At 58.7% G+C, this 16,366-nt stretch carries 16 protein-coding genes and 3 pseudogenes; 14 read left to right on the forward strand and 5 right to left on the reverse strand.

What is annotated here, in order from left to right; all coding sequences use genetic code 11:
- Positions 1-65 precede the first annotated feature (65 nt).
- The 5 genes from CU102_RS22500 (at position 66) to CU102_RS22515 (ending at position 3,355) form a co-directional block, all read left to right on the forward strand.
- Positions 66-1,544: a multicopper oxidase family protein gene (locus CU102_RS22500; RefSeq protein ID WP_106713330.1), complete on the forward strand. Its 1,479-nt coding sequence runs from the start codon at positions 66-68 to the stop codon at positions 1,542-1,544.
- A 69-nt stretch (positions 1,545-1,613) separates the two neighbouring features.
- Positions 1,614-2,012 carry a DUF411 domain-containing protein gene (locus CU102_RS22505; RefSeq protein WP_245425481.1) on the forward strand — a complete coding sequence of 133 codons (399 nt, stop codon included), beginning with the start codon at positions 1,614-1,616 and terminating at the stop codon, positions 2,010-2,012.
- Between the two features lie 16 nt (positions 2,013-2,028).
- Positions 2,029-2,154, forward strand: coding sequence for a hypothetical protein (locus CU102_RS30900; RefSeq protein ID WP_280951919.1), 126 nt, complete (start codon positions 2,029-2,031; stop codon positions 2,152-2,154).
- Positions 2,151-2,624, forward strand: a complete 474-nt coding sequence (locus CU102_RS22510) for a c-type cytochrome (RefSeq protein ID WP_106713332.1) — start codon at positions 2,151-2,153, stop codon at positions 2,622-2,624. The genes CU102_RS30900 and CU102_RS22510 overlap by 4 nt, the downstream gene beginning before the upstream one ends.
- Before the next feature lie 47 nt (positions 2,625-2,671).
- On the forward strand, positions 2,672-3,355 hold the full coding sequence (locus CU102_RS22515) for an SCO family protein (protein ID WP_106713333.1): 684 nt from the start codon (positions 2,672-2,674) through the stop codon (positions 3,353-3,355).
- 547 nt (positions 3,356-3,902) lie between these two features.
- Here CU102_RS22515 and CU102_RS22520 read toward each other — a convergent pair.
- The 3 genes and pseudogenes from CU102_RS22520 to CU102_RS22535 all read right to left on the reverse strand — a co-directional run bounded on the left by CU102_RS22520 (position 3,903) and on the right by CU102_RS22535 (position 6,934).
- Positions 3,903-4,930: pseudogene (locus CU102_RS22520) on the reverse strand (IS110 family RNA-guided transposase).
- Positions 4,931-5,152: 222 nt separating this feature from the next.
- Positions 5,153-5,272 (reverse strand): annotated as a pseudogene (locus CU102_RS22525) (IS481 family transposase); the annotation flags it as partial.
- 429 nt (positions 5,273-5,701) lie between these two features.
- Complete coding sequence (locus CU102_RS22535) at positions 5,702-6,934, reverse strand: TetR/AcrR family transcriptional regulator (protein ID WP_106713335.1); 1,233 nt, start codon at positions 6,932-6,934, stop codon at positions 5,702-5,704.
- Between the two features lie 136 nt (positions 6,935-7,070).
- Between CU102_RS22535 and CU102_RS22540 the strand changes: the two genes are divergently transcribed.
- From CU102_RS22540 to CU102_RS22565, 6 genes and pseudogenes are all read left to right on the forward strand, one after another.
- Positions 7,071-7,859 carry an enoyl-CoA hydratase/isomerase family protein gene (locus tag CU102_RS22540; RefSeq protein ID WP_106713336.1) on the forward strand — a complete coding sequence of 263 codons (789 nt, stop codon included), beginning with the start codon at positions 7,071-7,073 and terminating at the stop codon, positions 7,857-7,859.
- A gap of 206 nt (positions 7,860-8,065) precedes the next feature.
- Positions 8,066-9,037, forward strand: coding sequence for an alpha/beta fold hydrolase (locus CU102_RS22545; RefSeq protein WP_106713337.1), 972 nt, complete (start codon positions 8,066-8,068; stop codon positions 9,035-9,037).
- Between the two features lie 3 nt (positions 9,038-9,040).
- Entirely contained in the window at positions 9,041-9,721 is a 681-nt protein-coding gene (locus CU102_RS22550; protein WP_106713338.1) for an FMN-dependent NADH-azoreductase, read from the forward strand.
- A 579-nt stretch (positions 9,722-10,300) separates the two neighbouring features.
- A pseudogene (locus CU102_RS22555) lies at positions 10,301-10,462 on the forward strand (transposase); the annotation flags it as partial.
- Between the two features lie 163 nt (positions 10,463-10,625).
- A complete protein-coding gene (locus tag CU102_RS22560; RefSeq protein WP_106713339.1) occupies positions 10,626-10,847 on the forward strand; it encodes a DUF2798 domain-containing protein in 222 nt (73 codons plus the stop codon).
- Between the two features lie 21 nt (positions 10,848-10,868).
- Positions 10,869-11,825: an alpha/beta fold hydrolase gene (locus CU102_RS22565; RefSeq protein ID WP_106713340.1), complete on the forward strand. Its 957-nt coding sequence runs from the start codon at positions 10,869-10,871 to the stop codon at positions 11,823-11,825.
- Here the strand turns inward: CU102_RS22565 and CU102_RS22570 are convergent.
- Entirely contained in the window at positions 11,814-12,743 is a 930-nt protein-coding gene (locus CU102_RS22570; protein WP_106713341.1) for a LysR family transcriptional regulator, read from the reverse strand. The genes CU102_RS22565 and CU102_RS22570 overlap by 12 nt on opposite strands.
- A gap of 147 nt (positions 12,744-12,890) precedes the next feature.
- Between CU102_RS22570 and CU102_RS22575 the strand changes: the two genes are divergently transcribed.
- From CU102_RS22575 to CU102_RS22590, 3 genes are all read left to right on the forward strand, one after another.
- Positions 12,891-13,133: a hypothetical protein gene (locus tag CU102_RS22575; RefSeq protein WP_106713342.1), complete on the forward strand. Its 243-nt coding sequence runs from the start codon at positions 12,891-12,893 to the stop codon at positions 13,131-13,133.
- A 301-nt stretch (positions 13,134-13,434) separates the two neighbouring features.
- Entirely contained in the window at positions 13,435-13,713 is a 279-nt protein-coding gene (locus tag CU102_RS22585; protein WP_106713350.1) for a type II toxin-antitoxin system TacA family antitoxin, read from the forward strand.
- A complete protein-coding gene (locus tag CU102_RS22590) occupies positions 13,710-14,237 on the forward strand; it encodes a GNAT family N-acetyltransferase (RefSeq protein WP_106713344.1) in 528 nt (175 codons plus the stop codon). Before CU102_RS22585 ends, CU102_RS22590 begins: the two co-directional genes overlap by 4 nt.
- Positions 14,238-14,819: 582 nt before the next feature.
- Here the strand turns inward: CU102_RS22590 and CU102_RS22595 are convergent.
- A partial coding sequence (locus tag CU102_RS22595; RefSeq protein WP_106713345.1) for a potassium transporter Kup occupies positions 14,820-16,366 on the reverse strand: 1,547 nt, incomplete at its 5' end.

Genomic DNA, 16,366 nt, shown 5'->3' on the forward strand with positions numbered 1-16,366 from the left:
CGGTTCGCATGAGATGCCTTCCGGCGCCATGCGCAATTCCATTGGCTGTTCAGAATGGTTGAACTATGTCCAGATATTCTGCTCCGACGCTGACGCGTCGAGCCTTTCTCGCATCGGCCGCCGCAAGTGCGACCGGCGCGATGCTTCCGATTTCGCCGGCTGCCACTGCCGTCACGCGCGAAGTCTCGTTGCGTGCCGCCCCTGGCCGCGTCCGTCTCGTGCCGCCCGCTGAGACGGACGCCTGGTCATACAATGGCATCGTTCCAGGCCCGGAGATCCGCCTCCGCCAAGGCGATAGGCTGCGCGTCGCGGTCGACAACGCCCTTGCCGAAGAAACCACCATCCACTGGCACGGCGTGCGCGTTCCAAACGCGATGGACGGCGTGCCGCACCTCACCCAGACGCCGATCGGTGTGGGCGAACGCTTCCTCTACGAGTTCGACGCGGTCGACGCCGGCACCTTCTGGTATCACCCGCACCAGAAGAGTTTCGAGCAGGTCGGCCGCGGGCTTTATGGCCCGCTGATCGTCGAGGAGCCGGAACCAGTGCTCGTTGACCGCGACGTGACTTGGATGCTCGGCGACTGGCGACTGACCAAATCGGGTGCAATCAGCGAGGATTTCGGCAACCGGCACGACATCCACCACAATGGGCGCGTCGGCAATACGGTGACCATCAACGGCCGCGTGCCGGATGGTTTTGCGGTCAGGAAGGGCGAGCGCATCCGCCTGCGGCTGATCAACGCCGCCAACGCTCGCATCTTCAGCCTCGACTTCGCGGGGCACGAGCCGATCGTGATCGCGTTCGACGGCCAGCCGGTCACGCCGCATGCGCCAGACAAAGGGCTGGTGGTGCTTGGACCAGCGATGCGTGTCGACCTGATCATCGACATGACCGGCAATCCCGGCAACCGAGCTTCGGTCACGGATCGGTTCTATAAAGGGCTGGAATACCAACTCGTCGATCTTGCCTACGACGGCACTCCACTAAGGGAGCGCGCGCCCGACTGGCCGCTCGCCCTGCCTGCAAATCCGTTGCCGGAACCCGACCTCAAGGCCGCGTCCAGAAACGAGGTGGTCTTCAACGGCGGCATGATGGGCGAAATGGTGGCGCAGGACATGGGTAAAAGCATGGGCCCGGGCACACCGGGCAGCATGATGGACGACACAAATTCGATGATGGGAGGAATGATGCGGATGATGAACTCCAGTACCGCCTGGTTCATCAACGGCATCGCCGCCGACGAGGCCAGCCACGACATGAAGCCGATCCTGACTCTCGAAAAGGATAAGAGCCACGTCATCGCCATGACCAACGCGACCGCGTGGCATCATCCGATCCATCTGCATGGTCATTCGTTCCGGGTGATTTCCCGGAACCGCCAACCCACCCGTCATCGCGAATGGCAGGACACGGTGCTGATTAGGCCGCGCGAGAAGGTCGAGATCGCCTTCGTCGCCGACAATCCCGGCAACTGGATGTTCCACTGCCACGTTCTCGAACACCAGGCCGGCGGCATGATGGCTGTCTTCCGCGTTGCCTGACCGGCCAACAATCCGAAAGGAGAAGCTAATGTTCAAATTCTGAAAGCTCTTGTCTTCGCTTCGATCCTGTTGAGCGCTGCTCCGGCGCTCGCCGGCGAAAAGGACGTCACGCTCTACAAAAACCCGGAATGCGGCTGCTGCGAGAGCCATGCCGACTATCTGCGCGAAAACGGGTTTAACGTGACCGTCAAGCCGACGCATGACCTCGCAGCGATGAGCCGCGCGGCCGGTATTCCGGACGACGTCCAGGGCTGCCACCTTTCCATGATCGACGGATATGTGGTGAGCGGCCACGTGCCGATCGGCACGGTCAACAAGCTCTTGACGGAGCGGCCCGACATCAAAGGCGTGACGCTGCCCGGTATGCCCATGGGTTCGCCCGGCATGAACGGCACGAAGGAAGGCCCTTTCAAGATGCTGGAAATCAAGAAATCCGGCGGTGTCGGCGGCGTCTACGCCAAGGAATAGGAGGAGGAGTGGCGCGATGTTGGAAGGCATGAGCGGCATGATGATGTTCGGCATGGGTCTGGTGTGGCTGCTTGCCGTCGTCGTGCTCGCCCTTGGGGCGGCGGCGCTCGTCAAGTACCTGTTCTTCGGCGGCGGCAAATGAGAAGAACGTCTGTCCGCTTCTCGATGCTTGGGATTGCCGCGGCGGGTTTGGGACTGGCATTGGCATGGCCCTGGCTTGCCAGCGAGACGGCGGGTAGCGACGCCTCTGCCGCCACAATCGCACTCGGCAAGACGCATTATGCCAAGCGCTGCGCCTCCTGTCACGGTGCCAGGCTCGAAGGACAGCCCAACTGGAAGAGGCCGTTGCCTTCCGGCCGGATGCCGGCGCCGCCGCACGATGCATCCGGCCACACCTGGCATCATCCGGACAGCGTGCTCTTTCGCATCACCAGAGAAGGACCGGCGGCGGTCGTTGGCGGGGGCTACCAAAGCGATATGCCGGGCTTCGGGAATGTCATGAGCGACGACGATATCCGGGCCGTGCTCTCCTTCATCAAAAGCACTTGGCCGGAGCGAGAGCGGCAGTATCAGGTGGAAATGAGCCGCCGGGAGCGGGAGAAGACGCAGTGATGGCGATCGTGCGCCTCTCAGCCCCTTCAGTCAGAAAGGTTCGTCCTATGAAAGCCAACCCATTTTTTCTCACGCTTTTCCTGTTGCTGCTCCTCGTCTCGCCCGCCTTGGCTCACCATCCGGGCGCTGATCTCGACAAGCTCATGGGCAGCGAGGAGAAGTTCTTCCAGGTGATCGACGAGCCGGCCGCGCCGCCCTTCGTGCTGGCTGACGCAAATGGCATGACAATTCGCCTTTCCGACTTTTCCGACAAGGTCGTGGTGCTCTATTTCATCTTCGCGAGTTGCACCGATGTATGCCCGATCCATTCCGAGGTGATCGCTGACATTCAGAAGAAGATCAACGCCACGCCGATGAAGGACCGAGTGCAGTTCCTGGCGATCACTACCGATCCTGCCAAAGATACGCCGGATGTGCTTAAGGCCTATGGTACGGCCCATGGACTGAATACGCACAACTGGATGTTCCTGACCACACGCCCCGGCGAGCCGGAGGACACGACGCGCAAGCTGGCGGAAAACTACAGGCTCCGTTTTGAACCGCTCGAGGACGGGCAGCAGACGCACGGCATCGTCACCCACGTCATCGATCGCGGTGGACGCTTCGCCGCCAAGTTTCATGGCCTGCGGTTCGATCCACTCAACATGGTTCTCTACATCAACGGACTCACCAACCCCTCAAAACCGCCGCAGCCCGGCTTGTGGGCCAGGCTTAAGGCGCTGTTCCAATAGGACCCCGCTATTTAGCAGTCGAAAGGCCAATTTAGCTGTCTGCGATACGGATCCGCTGAAACTTCACCATCGGACCGTGGCTTGGTGCTGCGCTTGACTCGCTGGAATCTGCGATCCCGGCGGCACAGTAATACGACATAAAGCGTTGAAGATTTGGCGCCATTTACCGGTGAAAGTCACAGGCTTAATATCCAGCACATGAATTTCCTGCTTAGGTTGGGGATAGAACCAGTGGCTAAGCCGATGTTCTTGGTATGTGCTTCGAAAATCGCATAATGCCTTGTGTGGTTGCCGCCCGGGATGCAAGAAGTTTTTGAACCTTTATGAACATGTGATCGAGTGCGGTCTTGTGTCAGGCCTCATGGAAGCGGCCTGTCTGGCGCCGCGGGCCGGTATGGTGATCTGCGGATAGGGTCCAAATCTCAACTACGAGCACGCGGACTCAGAGCCATTAACTGGTTTTCCCGATCCAGATCTGTTCGATCATTTTGCCCATTCAGGTCATTGCCTTCTCACACTGCTTTGCCGGTGATTGTCGTGGCGACGATTATGCCGCCGCAATCAGTGCCGGATCGCTGTAATCTTCTCCCTTCGTCAACATGGCCCAGATTGCCCGCGCCATCTTATTGGCCAGGGCGATTGCGACCAGCATCTTCGGTTTTCTCGCCAGCATCCGGTCCAGCCACGATCCCGCAGCGATGGACTTGCGCCCGAGCCAGCTCAACCGCGACATTGCCCCGATGATCAGCAACTGGCGGATGTCGGCCTGGCCGGCCTTCGAGACGCGCCCGAGCCGCTCCTTGCCGCCCGAGGAATGTTGTCGTGGAACGAGCCCAAGCCAGGCAGCGAAATCCCGGCCACGCTTGAAGCTTGCCATCGCCGGGGCAAAGGCCTCGACCGCAAGCGCGACGATCGGGCCAACCCCCGGCATCGTCTGCAACCGTCGTGTCGTATCGGTTTCGGCCGCCACTTCCTTGATCCTCCGCGTTTTGGCCTGGATCCGCACGGTCTTCTCGGAGATTTGCGCCAGAAGATCCCGGCATTCCTCGCGGACCAGCCCGGGCAGGTCGCTATCTGGTTCGTCGAGAAGCGCCTCGATGCGCTTGAGGTGGACAATGCCCTGCGGGATTGTGTGACCGTATTCGTAGAGCACTGCCCGCAGGGCATTCACAAGTTCGGTGCGCTGATGGACGAGACGTTCACGGGCCCGGAACAGTACCGCCTGGCTTGCTGCCATTGCGACCTGGGTTCCACGAAGCGCATCTCCGGCCGCTGCGCCGCGATCACGATCGCCTCGGCGTCGGCCGCATAATTTTTCTGCCGCTTCACGAACGGCCGGACATATTGGGGTGCAATCAGTTTCACCGCATGGCCGAACTCCACGACCTGTCGCGCCCAGTAGTGCGCGCTGCCGCAGGCTTCCATCACCACGACCGCAGGTGCTTGATCCGCTATAAACTTCAGAAACTGCGACCGGGACAGCTTTTTGCGGAACGTCACCTCGCCAAGCATCGACGCCCCATGGAGCACAAAAACACTCTTTGCCAGGTCCACACCAATCATCGTATCGTTCATTTTGCCGCCTTCTCCGCTTTGTGGGTTAACGCACCACAACATTGGCACATTGCGATGCCGTCAGGGGAGGGCGGCAACCATCCCATCTCTTTCGGAACCGCTTTCAGACAACCCCCCGCTTGGATGGGTCTGCGGATAGAATCCCATCAAGGCGGGCATTTGAAGTCAGATCTCCAATGAGCGGCGGTCCGGTACACTGATTATCTGGAATTGGTGGGTGAGCTAGCTGTGAGCTTTCAGTAGGTTGTCCCGATCCAGGCCGAGACGGCTGATAGGTGGTTTTGATCCTAAACTGCCGTGAGGCCTGTGCCAATTGTAGCGATGAAGCCAGTACGGCAGCTCCCCCGTCGTTGTTGATCCTCCAGCGACACCACATAGTGAACGAAAGCCGGGCACTCTTCTATCGATCGACCAATCAAGCGGATCAGCGTTTCGAGGCCGCGCTTCTGTCGATCATTGAACGCGGCTTGGGCCTCGCTGAGATCGGTCGCCGAGTTTCGATTCACAAAGCCAAAGAACTTCCCGAGAAGGCCAGCTATCGCGTCGGACACCTGCACCCATGAGCGGTCCTTCGAGTCAACAAACGAGAAATTGCCTACCGGTGTTTCAGACTAGTCGCCGCGCGCGTGCTTGGTTCACGGAAATCGTGAGCGCAGCGAGCGGTCGTCTTCGGGAATTGTGGCGTCCGCGATGGCTACTCCAACCCCGGCAGGCCCCCGACAGCGAAGGAGAATCTACCGATCGGTAAAGATCTTGACAGATTAGCTGCGCCTAATCTTTACTGATCGGTAATTCGGCGGATGCGGTCCACATGGTCAAGCTGCTCTCAACCAACGCCTCAAGCTCACGTTGGCTTGCGCCGGCCCCTCCCTGCATGAGGATGCCGTGCATCAGGGATTGGACAAAGCGCACGAGACCTTCGACATTGACGGTCGGCAACAGGTCGCCGTCGCGTTTGGCCCGCTCAAACCGGGCCGCGAGCAAGTCGCGCCCGATGGCCTGGCGCCTGAGGACTTCGTTGCGAATGGGCTGCGCCTCATCACCGCCTTGCATTGCGTTAAGAACCATGAGGCAGCCGCGCGGTTGCCCCTCTGCCTGTTGATCGCGTAGCGCTCCCCTGAGCAGCGCTTCGAAAACGCCTCGCGCCGTCGGAGCTTGGAGCGCTTCAGTTAGGTAGTCTTTACCAAGTGACTGATAGAGGTCGAGGGCCTTGAAAAACAATGCTTCTTTGTTGCCGAATGCGGCGTAGAGACTAGGTCGAGTGATTCCCATCGCCTCAGTGAGATCATTCAACGATGCGCCCGCGAAACCCTTGGTCCAAAAGACCTTCATGGCAGCATCGAGCGCTGTGTCAGCGCTGAACCTTCGCGGGTCGCGGCCCAACTCGCCTGCCGGTGCCGCCCCCCTCGATGAGGTGCTCGCGGCGGCTGCAACGTCGCTAGTCGCCCGCCAAGCCGCCACCGCCTGTTCGGCACCCTCTCGCAGTTCGGCGTGCGGCGCCCCGCCGGCGGCTTTCATAGCGAGGCCGCCGAGAACCGACGTCACATAGCTCGCCAGCCTTGAGGCATCAGCGTCCAGGGGGAGTTCGCCAGTCCGTTTCGCCTCTTCGAACCGGTCTCGAAGCTTCAGTTCTGCCGATTGGCGGCGATGAAGCAGCGCAGCGGGGACGTCGGCATTCTCGCTGCCCATCGCCAAGCCCGCATGGACGAGGACGCGGCTGGACTCCTGCGCTGGTGAGGTCGTCAGCAAGCGTTTGACGACTTCTTCGGCTGTTGGGGCTGCGAGTGCCCATTCCCAGTGCTCGTCCTCGCGAGCGCTACAGCGCCTGAGAACGGCGTCGAAGAGCCCGCGCTTGCTTCCAAAGGCGGCGTAGATGCTGGGAGAGTTCAAGCCCATCGCGGCCGTCAGCTCCGCCATGGTTGATCCGTCGTAGCCGCGGCGGCCGAACACGTCCGCTGCGCGATCGAGCACTTCACTTTCTTCGAACGCGCGAGGACGAGCCATTGACAGTCTTCCGTTTTGTAACGTACATAACATAACTGGCTTGGTCATCCGCCAGTCGCGACATGAGACGCCAGCCGTTTTGTAGCAGGCGTTAGGCCTGCCTGGCTAGATCAGTCAGTAAATTAGGAGGTAAAACATGAGTACGTTCTGCTTCGAGCAACACGGTGCGGTGGGCAAGCTGATCTTGCTCGGTGATGCAGACAGCGAGCCAGGGTCCGACTTTCCCTCGTCGCTGAGGGCTGCCGTTCGCCAAGCATATGCAAGCGACATCCGCGTCCTTCACTTGGCGTCCGCGTCCGGCAACTTTGCCGTGGCAGACGATCTGGGTACCATCGGGGACAAGGGCTCGAAATTCCTCGAAGCGTTTGCAGCAGATATCCTGGCTTCGGTCCGCCTGATCGAGGAACTGCCCATCCCGACGGTTGCTTCTCTGGCAGGGATGGCCCTGGGCGGTGGCTTCGAACTCCTCTTGGCGTTCGATTTCCTCGTCGTCGCGGAGTCGGCAATGCTCGTTCTCCCCGAAGTATCGGTCGGCGGCCTTCCCATGGCAGGCGGCGTGCAGCGGCTCGCCGATCGCGTCGGCAAAGCACTCGCCACGCGCTTCGTTCTGCTTTCTGAACCGATTTTCGGAAAGGTCGCGGTCGATCTGGGTATCGCAACCCATTCAGTGCCCGACGGCGAGTTGGAGCAAGTCTCCGACGAACTCGTGCAGCATCTCGCGACAGGGCCGACCCTCTCTTACGGCAAGGCGCGTACGCTCATCCGCACTTGGGCTACCGGTGGCGTCTCGGCTGCCGACATCATCTCCACCCAGCTCGGCGCTGGCATCCTCGACACCAAAGACGGCGCAGAGGGAATGGCCATTGCAGTCGCGGCTGTACGGAAACATGAGCCGATCCCGAAGATCCAGTTCTCCGGGAAGTAACTCGATCCGGTGCTGACATCAATTCTCGGAGTCAGGCAGCGGCTAGTCTGCGACCTGATCGGAGACGGATGACAGAGAATCTCAAGTAAAGCCGAACGCCATCTCGACCGCACACGAACTATTATCGAACTATGTACTTCACAGATCGATCTCAGTGGTCGCCGCACCGCGTGCGTCAATTTCACAATTCAAATGGAGCATGAAAGATGAATTTCGTGGATCGGAATAAATCGCTGAAGCAGACCTTTGTAGAAACCAATGGCGTCAAGCTGAACGTTGTCGAGGAAGGCGAGGGCCCGGCTGTTCTGTTCGTCCACGGCTTTCCTGACGGATGGCGGGGCTGGCGCCGGCAGATGGCGGCAGTCGCGGCCGCGGGTTACCGCGCGATATCGTTCGATACGCGTGGCTATGGCGATAGCTCCAAGCCTGAAGACGCCGCGCTTTACACGGTTCTCTACCATGTCGGAGACCTTGTCGGCATCCTCGCGGAACTCGGGATCGAGCGCGCTAGCCTGGTCGGCCACGACTTCGGTGCGACGGTGAGCTGGAACGCGGCGGTGATGCGTCCGGATCTGTTTGACGCGGTCTTCGGCCTCAGTGTCCCTCCGGTGCTACCGGGTGCGGGGCCCAGCATGCTCGAAATGCTGAAGGCCGCCGGCAAGGAGGGAGCCTTTTATATGTTCCGCCACATGAAGCCGGAGGCCGACCAGGAGTGGGCGGATGCGGCCACGACTTTCCCGGGCGCTCTCTATTGGATGTCGGGGTTGCCCAATGCTTCCGAAGCATGGGGTCCAATGGACCCAAGCAAAGATATGCACCGGCCATCCCCGATCGGCATCCCGCCCTTCGCTGACCGCGAGGACGCCGAGACGATGATCGCAGGCTTCCAGCGTGATGGCTTCCACGGCCCACTGAATATCTATCGCGGCATGCAGCCCTATTTCGACCAAGCAAAAGCATTTGCCGGGGCGAAGATCCGACAGCCAGCCTTCTTTGCGTATGGCACAGCAGACAGCATGCTTAAGATGCGAGCTTTGAACGAGAAAGATCTCAAGCCGGCCGTGCCAAACCTCCAGGGGTTCCTACCACTTGAGGGCGTCGGGCACTGGCCACAGCTCGAGGCGTCTGAGGCAGTGAATGAGGCGCTGGTCGCCTTTCTCAAGAAGAGGAAGGCTTGAGCCGTGACGACGATTTTTCGTTTGGATGCAAGCATTCGTGCCGTCGGCTCTCAAAGCCGCGGTCTAGCTTCAACGCTCGAGGACTCTATCCGAGCGCAACTGGCAGAGCTGGATGTCGTGAGGCGGGACGTTGGCCTTTCACCCCTGCCTGCAACAGCTTGGGCCCTTGCCGTGCAGGCTGGTCCAAAGGCCCTCAGCGAACGCACGACGGAGGAGGTGGAGGCGGCAGCGCTGGCAACCAAATTGGCCGATGAGATGCTGGCAGCAGATGCCTTCATTTTTTCGGTTCCGCTCTACAATTACGCTGTTTCGCAACACGCAAAGGCGTGGATTGACCTTCTGGTCACCGAACCGCGTTTCACCGTTAAGGTGGCGTCGCCGATCTCGAAGCGTCCCGCCTATCTGATCTCAGCGCGTGGAGGCGCGTACGGCCCTGGCATGCCGAAGGAAGGTTGGGACCACGCGACGCCCTGGCTTAGTCGCATCTTCGAAGACGGCTGGGGATTGGACCTCCAACTCATCGATGTCGAGCTGACCCTCGCTGATGTTAATCCCGCTATGGCCTCGTTGCGGGACCTCGCGGCGTCTAATCTTAAGCAGGCGCACGCCGCCGCCAAGCAAGCGGGAGAACAGCTGGCGACGCGACTTACAAAATCGCTGGCGTCTGAGCCGGGGCAAGCGTGACAATGAAGGACAGGCGCATGCAACGGTGCGGAGCATCAGCGCAGGCACCGACGTTGCCCACACCGGTGATCGCGGAACAACGCCTACGAACGGTGCGCGAGTCCACGGTAGTGGCGCACCCGCGACTTCCAGCGCCGTCGCCGGCAATGTCCGCTTTAGGGCAATGGCACAGCTAACTTTAATGGCCGACTTTGCGGCGCAAAGCGGACTTCTAAACATGATAAGCCAGACGCGCTTGCCGCTTATCGGCCATTGTAGACATTTGGGCTACAATCAAAAATGTTGGAAAATCCTGTCTTATCGGCATTTTCAAAGGAACGGTTTCTCGCAGCCCCCGCAATTGTACATACACGCTCGGCGAAGTTGTGACTCGGGAGAATATTGGGCGGCTGGCGACATGAAGTGATATCGATTCCTGTGTTCGGCACAGTTTTGCCTGGCAATTCCAGCCGTCCCCTCTTTAAAAAACAACAGATCGCCGGCGATGAACGCACGCAATTAGACTACTGCCCGCGCCATGTCGCGCTTGACCTCTTCCAGAATCCATTCTCTGAACGCGTGAATCTTGCGCGAATTCTGGTGGCCGTCGAGGCCTTCGCACCCGCCATGGAGAACTTCCGGTGCGGCCGTGCTTTCGCGGCCTGGCTCGGACTTGTGCCACGGCAGTTCTCGTCCGGTGGCAAGGAAAGGCTTGGCAGGGTGTCGAAGGCCGGGCAGGCCGACATCCGCAGGCTGCTGATTGCCCGCGTTCTTAGACGTGTTGGATTTCAAGAGGCTCCCTCTCGCAATTTCGGTCTACCCGTCGCGGCCTGCGATGCTCTATCCTTGACCCTAATAATCAATAGTTTGTCGACTACCTGCTCGCAACAGTGAAGCGTCGAAAACAACATGTTGGAGAAGGAAGATGGATACGCAATTTAAACGCAAAATCGCCTTCGCCTTGTCGATGGGCGTTATCACGACCGGGATCATTTCCTTTGTCCTGCTCGCGCTCAATCTTGGGTTTGCGGAAGGTTTTGCCCTGACTTGGCTGCGCTCGTGGAGCGTTGGCTACGCCATTGTCATTCCCGCCATTCTTCTGATCGGTCCGCGGCTGCAGGCTCGCCTCGATCGTCTGATTTATTGAACTTCAGAAAGGATCACGGAAATGTTGAAGCCATGGCTCCGAAAGTTGGTTGCCACCGCTGCGCTGCTGTTAACCATAATTATTGCGGGATATGCCGACAATCATTCCCAGAAAACCCGGATGGCCGATGTCGGTTTCATCGAAATCGACAAGGACATCACGCTCCGCAGAATGATGGTGCACAACCCGAGCCCGAAAGGAACGGTTCTCTTTCTGCACGGTTTCCCTGAAACGTTATACGTCTGGAAAGATATTTCGACCGCCCTCGGCGATGAATACGAGGTCCATGCCTTCGACTGGCCGGGATACGGCAAATCGTCCAGACCAGCAGTCGGGAAGTTCTCATACGCGCCGAAAAGTTATGCCGATGTCCTCAAGGCATACATCGAAAAAGCCGGGATCGATCGCTCACATCTCACGATCTACGCAACGGATATTGGTGCCCTGCCTGCGCTGCTGCTTGCTCTCGACGAGCCCAGTATCGCTAAAAACATAATCGTCGGAGACTTCGCGCCATTCAACAGGCCCGCTTATATGTTCGAGAATCTGCAGAACCTGAAAGCGGAACCCGGGGCTTCCAAAACTCGCGCCTACATGAACAAAACGAGTGCTGAAATACTTGCAAACGCCTACAGGCGGGACCTTCCGAAGGAACAACAGTTCGATCTCAAGGTGGACGTAAATGACGACATGATTCGCAGTTGGGGCCATGGCAATCTGACCTCGGCGGACGCATTTTACTACTATTACTCCAACTTCACACGGGACCAGGAATACTTCGAGGCCAATCTCGACAAGCTGACGACTCCGGTGAAAGTGATATGGGGTGAAAGAGATCTCTACATCAAGAAAGAGATGGGGGGCGAGTTCGCGGACAAGATCGGGGCAGAATTCGATGTTCTTCCCGGAGTCGGGCACTATCCCCACCTGCAGAACCCGGAGCAGACCATCGGTGAGGTCCGCGCTTCATTCAGATGAGTGTTTCGATCCTTCTCTCGTTTCGTTTTCACCGCTGCATACCGCCCGAAGCCTGGGCAGTGCAAAGTCTATGAACGAGCGCACCTTCAGGGCGAGGAGACCTTGGCGAGGATAAACAATGTGGATTGGCTTGGGCCTTCCGGCAAATTCGTTCAGGATCGGGACAAGCGTACCTGAAGACAATTCGTCAGGCACCTGATAGTCGAAGAGCCGGGCGATACCAACGCCGCTGAGAGCTGCGGCGACGCAATTTGCCGCGGTGTTGACCTCGATCCGATTGCGCGGAACCGCCTCGGTCGGCTCACCCTCGACATCAAATGTCCAGAAGAATCTTCGGTTATTGAAAATGATACCATCATGGTTCGGGAGCTCGGACGGATGCAGTGGAAGACCAAATCGCTTCAGATAGGTCGGGCTGGCACAGGTCAGTAGGCGAAACTGTCCAGCCTTGACCACGTAAAGGGAACTGTCCGCGAGTTCGCCGAGCCGAATCGCAATGTCGACCTGCTCACTGACAAGATGAACCGAGCGGTCGAGGGACAGCAGGTTCAACGAAACGTCCGGATGTTGATCAATGAATTCCAGTGCTATTGGAAGCACATGACGGTTGCCAAACTCGACGGGCATCGTAATCGTCAGAATTCCCCGCGGCGTCTGATATTCCCCAGAAGCACGACGCTCGGTCTCCTCGAGGTCGGCCATGATCTTCCGGGCCGATTCAACATAATCTCGTCCGGCATCGGTCAGTTGAAGGTTCCGACTTGTTCGGATGATGAGATTTGCGCCGAGATGACGCTCAAGCTCAGCCACTTTGCGGCTGACACTTGGCAGCGGAGCGTTCAACTTTCGACTGCCTGCGGAAAGGCTGCCGGCATCGACCACCGCAAGCAGTACGCGCATTACTTCAAATCGATCCATTGGACATCGCACTTGGAGTTTAATTTTAGTTAGACCAATTTGCCGTCGGTGACTAGCGTAATGCTCAATGTCTGTGGGAGTGGAAGGAACCGTGGGGTAACGAACAGGCCGTAGACCCATGCCGTCTTTGAATGGAGCAGGCGGCGGATGGGCAAAGCAGTTACGTGGACAGTGCGGTTGGAGGCGACCGACGCGGACGGGAGGATTGTCGAAACCACGGAGATCGTATCGATCAGCCTTGATCTCGAAAAGCCGACAGGTGCGGATTTCGGCTTGAAGCTGTCGGAGGGCAAGGCCGTTCTGGAACGGCTGCAAACGCAAATAACTCAGCGACAGGTCGATGATGCCTCAGCCATGAGCCGATGCTGCGTGGCGTGTGGATCACAGTGACCGATACATGACTACCAGACACGGACGACCCAGACGCTCTTCGGAAAAACCGTCGTCAGGCTCCTTCGATTTCGGCGCTGCAAGTGTCAGAGTGGCAGACCGAAATTCCGCATCCTCTGTGCTCTCGATCACCTTCTGCCGGGGCGTACGACGCCGGAGCTCGACAATGTTCTTGCAGAGCTGGGCGCTCGGCATTCTATCGGCGCGACTGCGATTGATGCCGTACGCTTTGAAACCACACAATTGTTGACGCAAGGCGAAAATTCATGTACTCTTTCAAAGAGTACGAATGGAGGCTGCTATGCCAAGAGTGGCAATCGAAGGCAATGAGCGCATGAGCCTGCGCATCGCTGCGGCGGCAAAGGCCAAGCTGGTGCGCGCGGCCGCGTTGCGCAATACCGACCTGACCAATTTCGTGACACAATCTGCGCTGCGCGAGGCGGATGCAGTGATCGAAGAGGCCGAAGTCATCAAGGTATCGGAGCGCGACTATACGCGCATCCTTGAGCTGCTGGAGAACCCGCCGAAGCCCAACGCTAGGCTGCGAGCTGCTGTCGCGGCTTTGCCTGACACCATATGACCATTCCGCCATGGCATGAGGAACCGATCGCGAAATTGCATGATCGGGCAGCCTTCGATTGCGGTGATGCACAGATGAACGAGTTTTTGCAACGCTTTGCGCGGCAAAGCCACGAGCAGAATGCGGCCAAGACCTTCTGCGCGATCGACGACTCAACCCCGAACCGGATACTCGGATTCTACACGATCGCTCCGTCAGCCGTTGTCCATGAAGCTGTGCCTGCGTCGATGACGCGGGGGCTGGCACGGCATGACGTATCCGGCTTCAAACTCGCACGGCTGGCGACTGATCAGACGGTCGCGGGGCAGGGGCTTGGCGGCCGGCTCCTTGCCGCAGCCGCCCTGCGCTGCCTACGGCTCGCCGGTGAAGGCGGGGGCATTTTGCTGATTATCGACGCGAAAAGCGAACGCGCCGCCGAGTGGTACGCCTCTTACGGAGCGGAGCCGCTTCAGGGGAAGCCGCTGACACTGGTGATGCCGCTTGCCACCTTTGCCGCCGATCTGCGCGCTAAAGGTTTGCTGTAACGGTCGGCGCAACACCACTAGCGATCTGCCTCACGTCCCTGCGGATGTTGTCGGCCGAATCGACGCTCAACGCCATGTCGATACACAATTTGAAAAACTCGTCGGCGCATGATGCTTTTCATGCTGAATGGCTGCGCGTCAGCTCACGCGCGAGTTTGCCGAAGGGGGATAATGTCGCCCAAAACGCTATGGTCCAGTCGCCCTCTGAATGCCGCATTCAGTGGGTCTGCGGTTCGAATCGTTCAAGACGGTCGTCATGTCCGCTTCTGGCACCCAAGGCCGCCCTGCATCGACGTGCTCTAAAACGGCCGCGACAGGTGTAGGCTGTGAGAAAAACCCTTCTTGAACGCATTGACAGTCATGACTTGGCCAGACCACTCTGAACTATGGATTCTGCTATTCTGGTTCGGCCATCGTCATCTGGCCTCACGCTGCGCCAGCTAAAAAGGTTGCCGCCGAGCTTGCAGAAATTGAATGAGATCGTGCGGGACCCACAGACATAGGCTGTCAGAGCACTTCCTGGATTGTCTACGTCTTCGTAGCGCCGCAATGACGGGAGCCACGCGCGGTAGGGCAGTCTTTCTAGATATTCACCTGAGTGCCAATTTCCACGACGCGGCCTGTTGGAATCTGAAAATACTCCGTGGCATCACTGGCTGTGTGCGCCAGAGCGATGAACAGACGGTCCTGCCAATAGGGCATTTCGGAGCGAGCCGCCGCCTTCAACGAACGGCGTGACAGGAAGATAGACGTTGTCATGATGTCGGACTTCCAGCCTTGCTTGCGGCAGATTGCCAGCGCGCGGGGGATGTTCGGCTGTTCCATGTAGCCAAACGTCAGTGTCACGCGCAAAAACAGATCGTTGAGGGGCTCGATCCGCGCACGCTCGCTTTTCTTGATAACAGGCGAGGGTGCAGTGACGACGGTCAGGATGACATTCTTCTCATGCAGAACCTTGTAGTGCTTGAGGCTGTGCAACAGGGCAATCGGGGTGCAGGTAGGATCCCCCGTCAGGAAGACGGCGGTACCTGGAACCAGCGTCGGCGGTCTCTCCGCCAATTTTTTCGCCATCAGATCGAGTGGCACTTCGTCCCTGCGCACTTTTGCCGATAGCTGACGGCTTCCCCTGACCCAGGTGGCCATGACGACCACGATAACGATTGCGATGACCAGGGATGCCCAGCCACCATCAACCACCTTGATCAGGTTCGCACCGATAAAGGTGATGTCCATCGTCAGAAAACCTAAGGTCACAACAACGGAAACCCACAGACGCCATTGCCAGATCCGGCTCATCACAATGAACAGCAATGTCGTTGTCACCAGCATATTGCCTGTGACCGCGATACCATAGGCCGCCGCAAGGTTTGTCGATCGCTCAAAGCCCAGCACCAAAAGGATGACGACGAGCCCGAGAAAAAAATTCACCCTCGGCAAATAGACCTGTCCCGATTGCTTTTCCGAGGTGTGTTCGATGGTCAGACGTGGCAGGAGGTTGAGCTGCACCGCCTGCCTTGAGAGCGAATAGGCTCCTGAGATAACCGCCTGGCTGGCGATAACCGTTGCCGCCGTTGCCAGAAGCACCATAGGCAGCAGCGCCCACGGCGGGAACATTTCAAAGAATGGGTTCTTGGCTGCTTCTGCATGCGCCAGCACGAATGCGCCCTGGCCGAGATAATTCAATAGCAGCGATGGAAAGACAATCCACATCCATGCCGTCGCGATTGGCCGGCGACCAAAATGGCCGAGATCTGCATAGAGCGCTTCTGCCCCTGTTACGGCAAGAAACACGGTGCCGATCGTTGCAAACGCGGTCCCCGGATTGCGCACAACATAATCAAACCCGTAATAGGGATTAACCGAGGCCAGGATGCTGAGGTCATCGAACAAATGCCAGAGACCGAACAATCCGATAGCCAGAAACCAGAGCAGGGTGATTGGCCCGAAAACGATGGCCATGCGCGCCGTGCCAAAACGTTGCACGGCAAACAGTGTCAGCAAGATCACGAGTGTGATGGGGACAATATAGGGCCCAAGCGCCGGCGCAACGACCTCGAGGCCTTCGACCGCCGACAGTACGGAAATCGCAGGCGTGATGACGGCGTCCCCATAAAACAGTGACGCGCCAA

Source organism: Phyllobacterium brassicacearum, from assembly GCF_003010955.1.
GTDB lineage: Bacteria > Pseudomonadota > Alphaproteobacteria > Rhizobiales > Rhizobiaceae > Phyllobacterium > Phyllobacterium brassicacearum.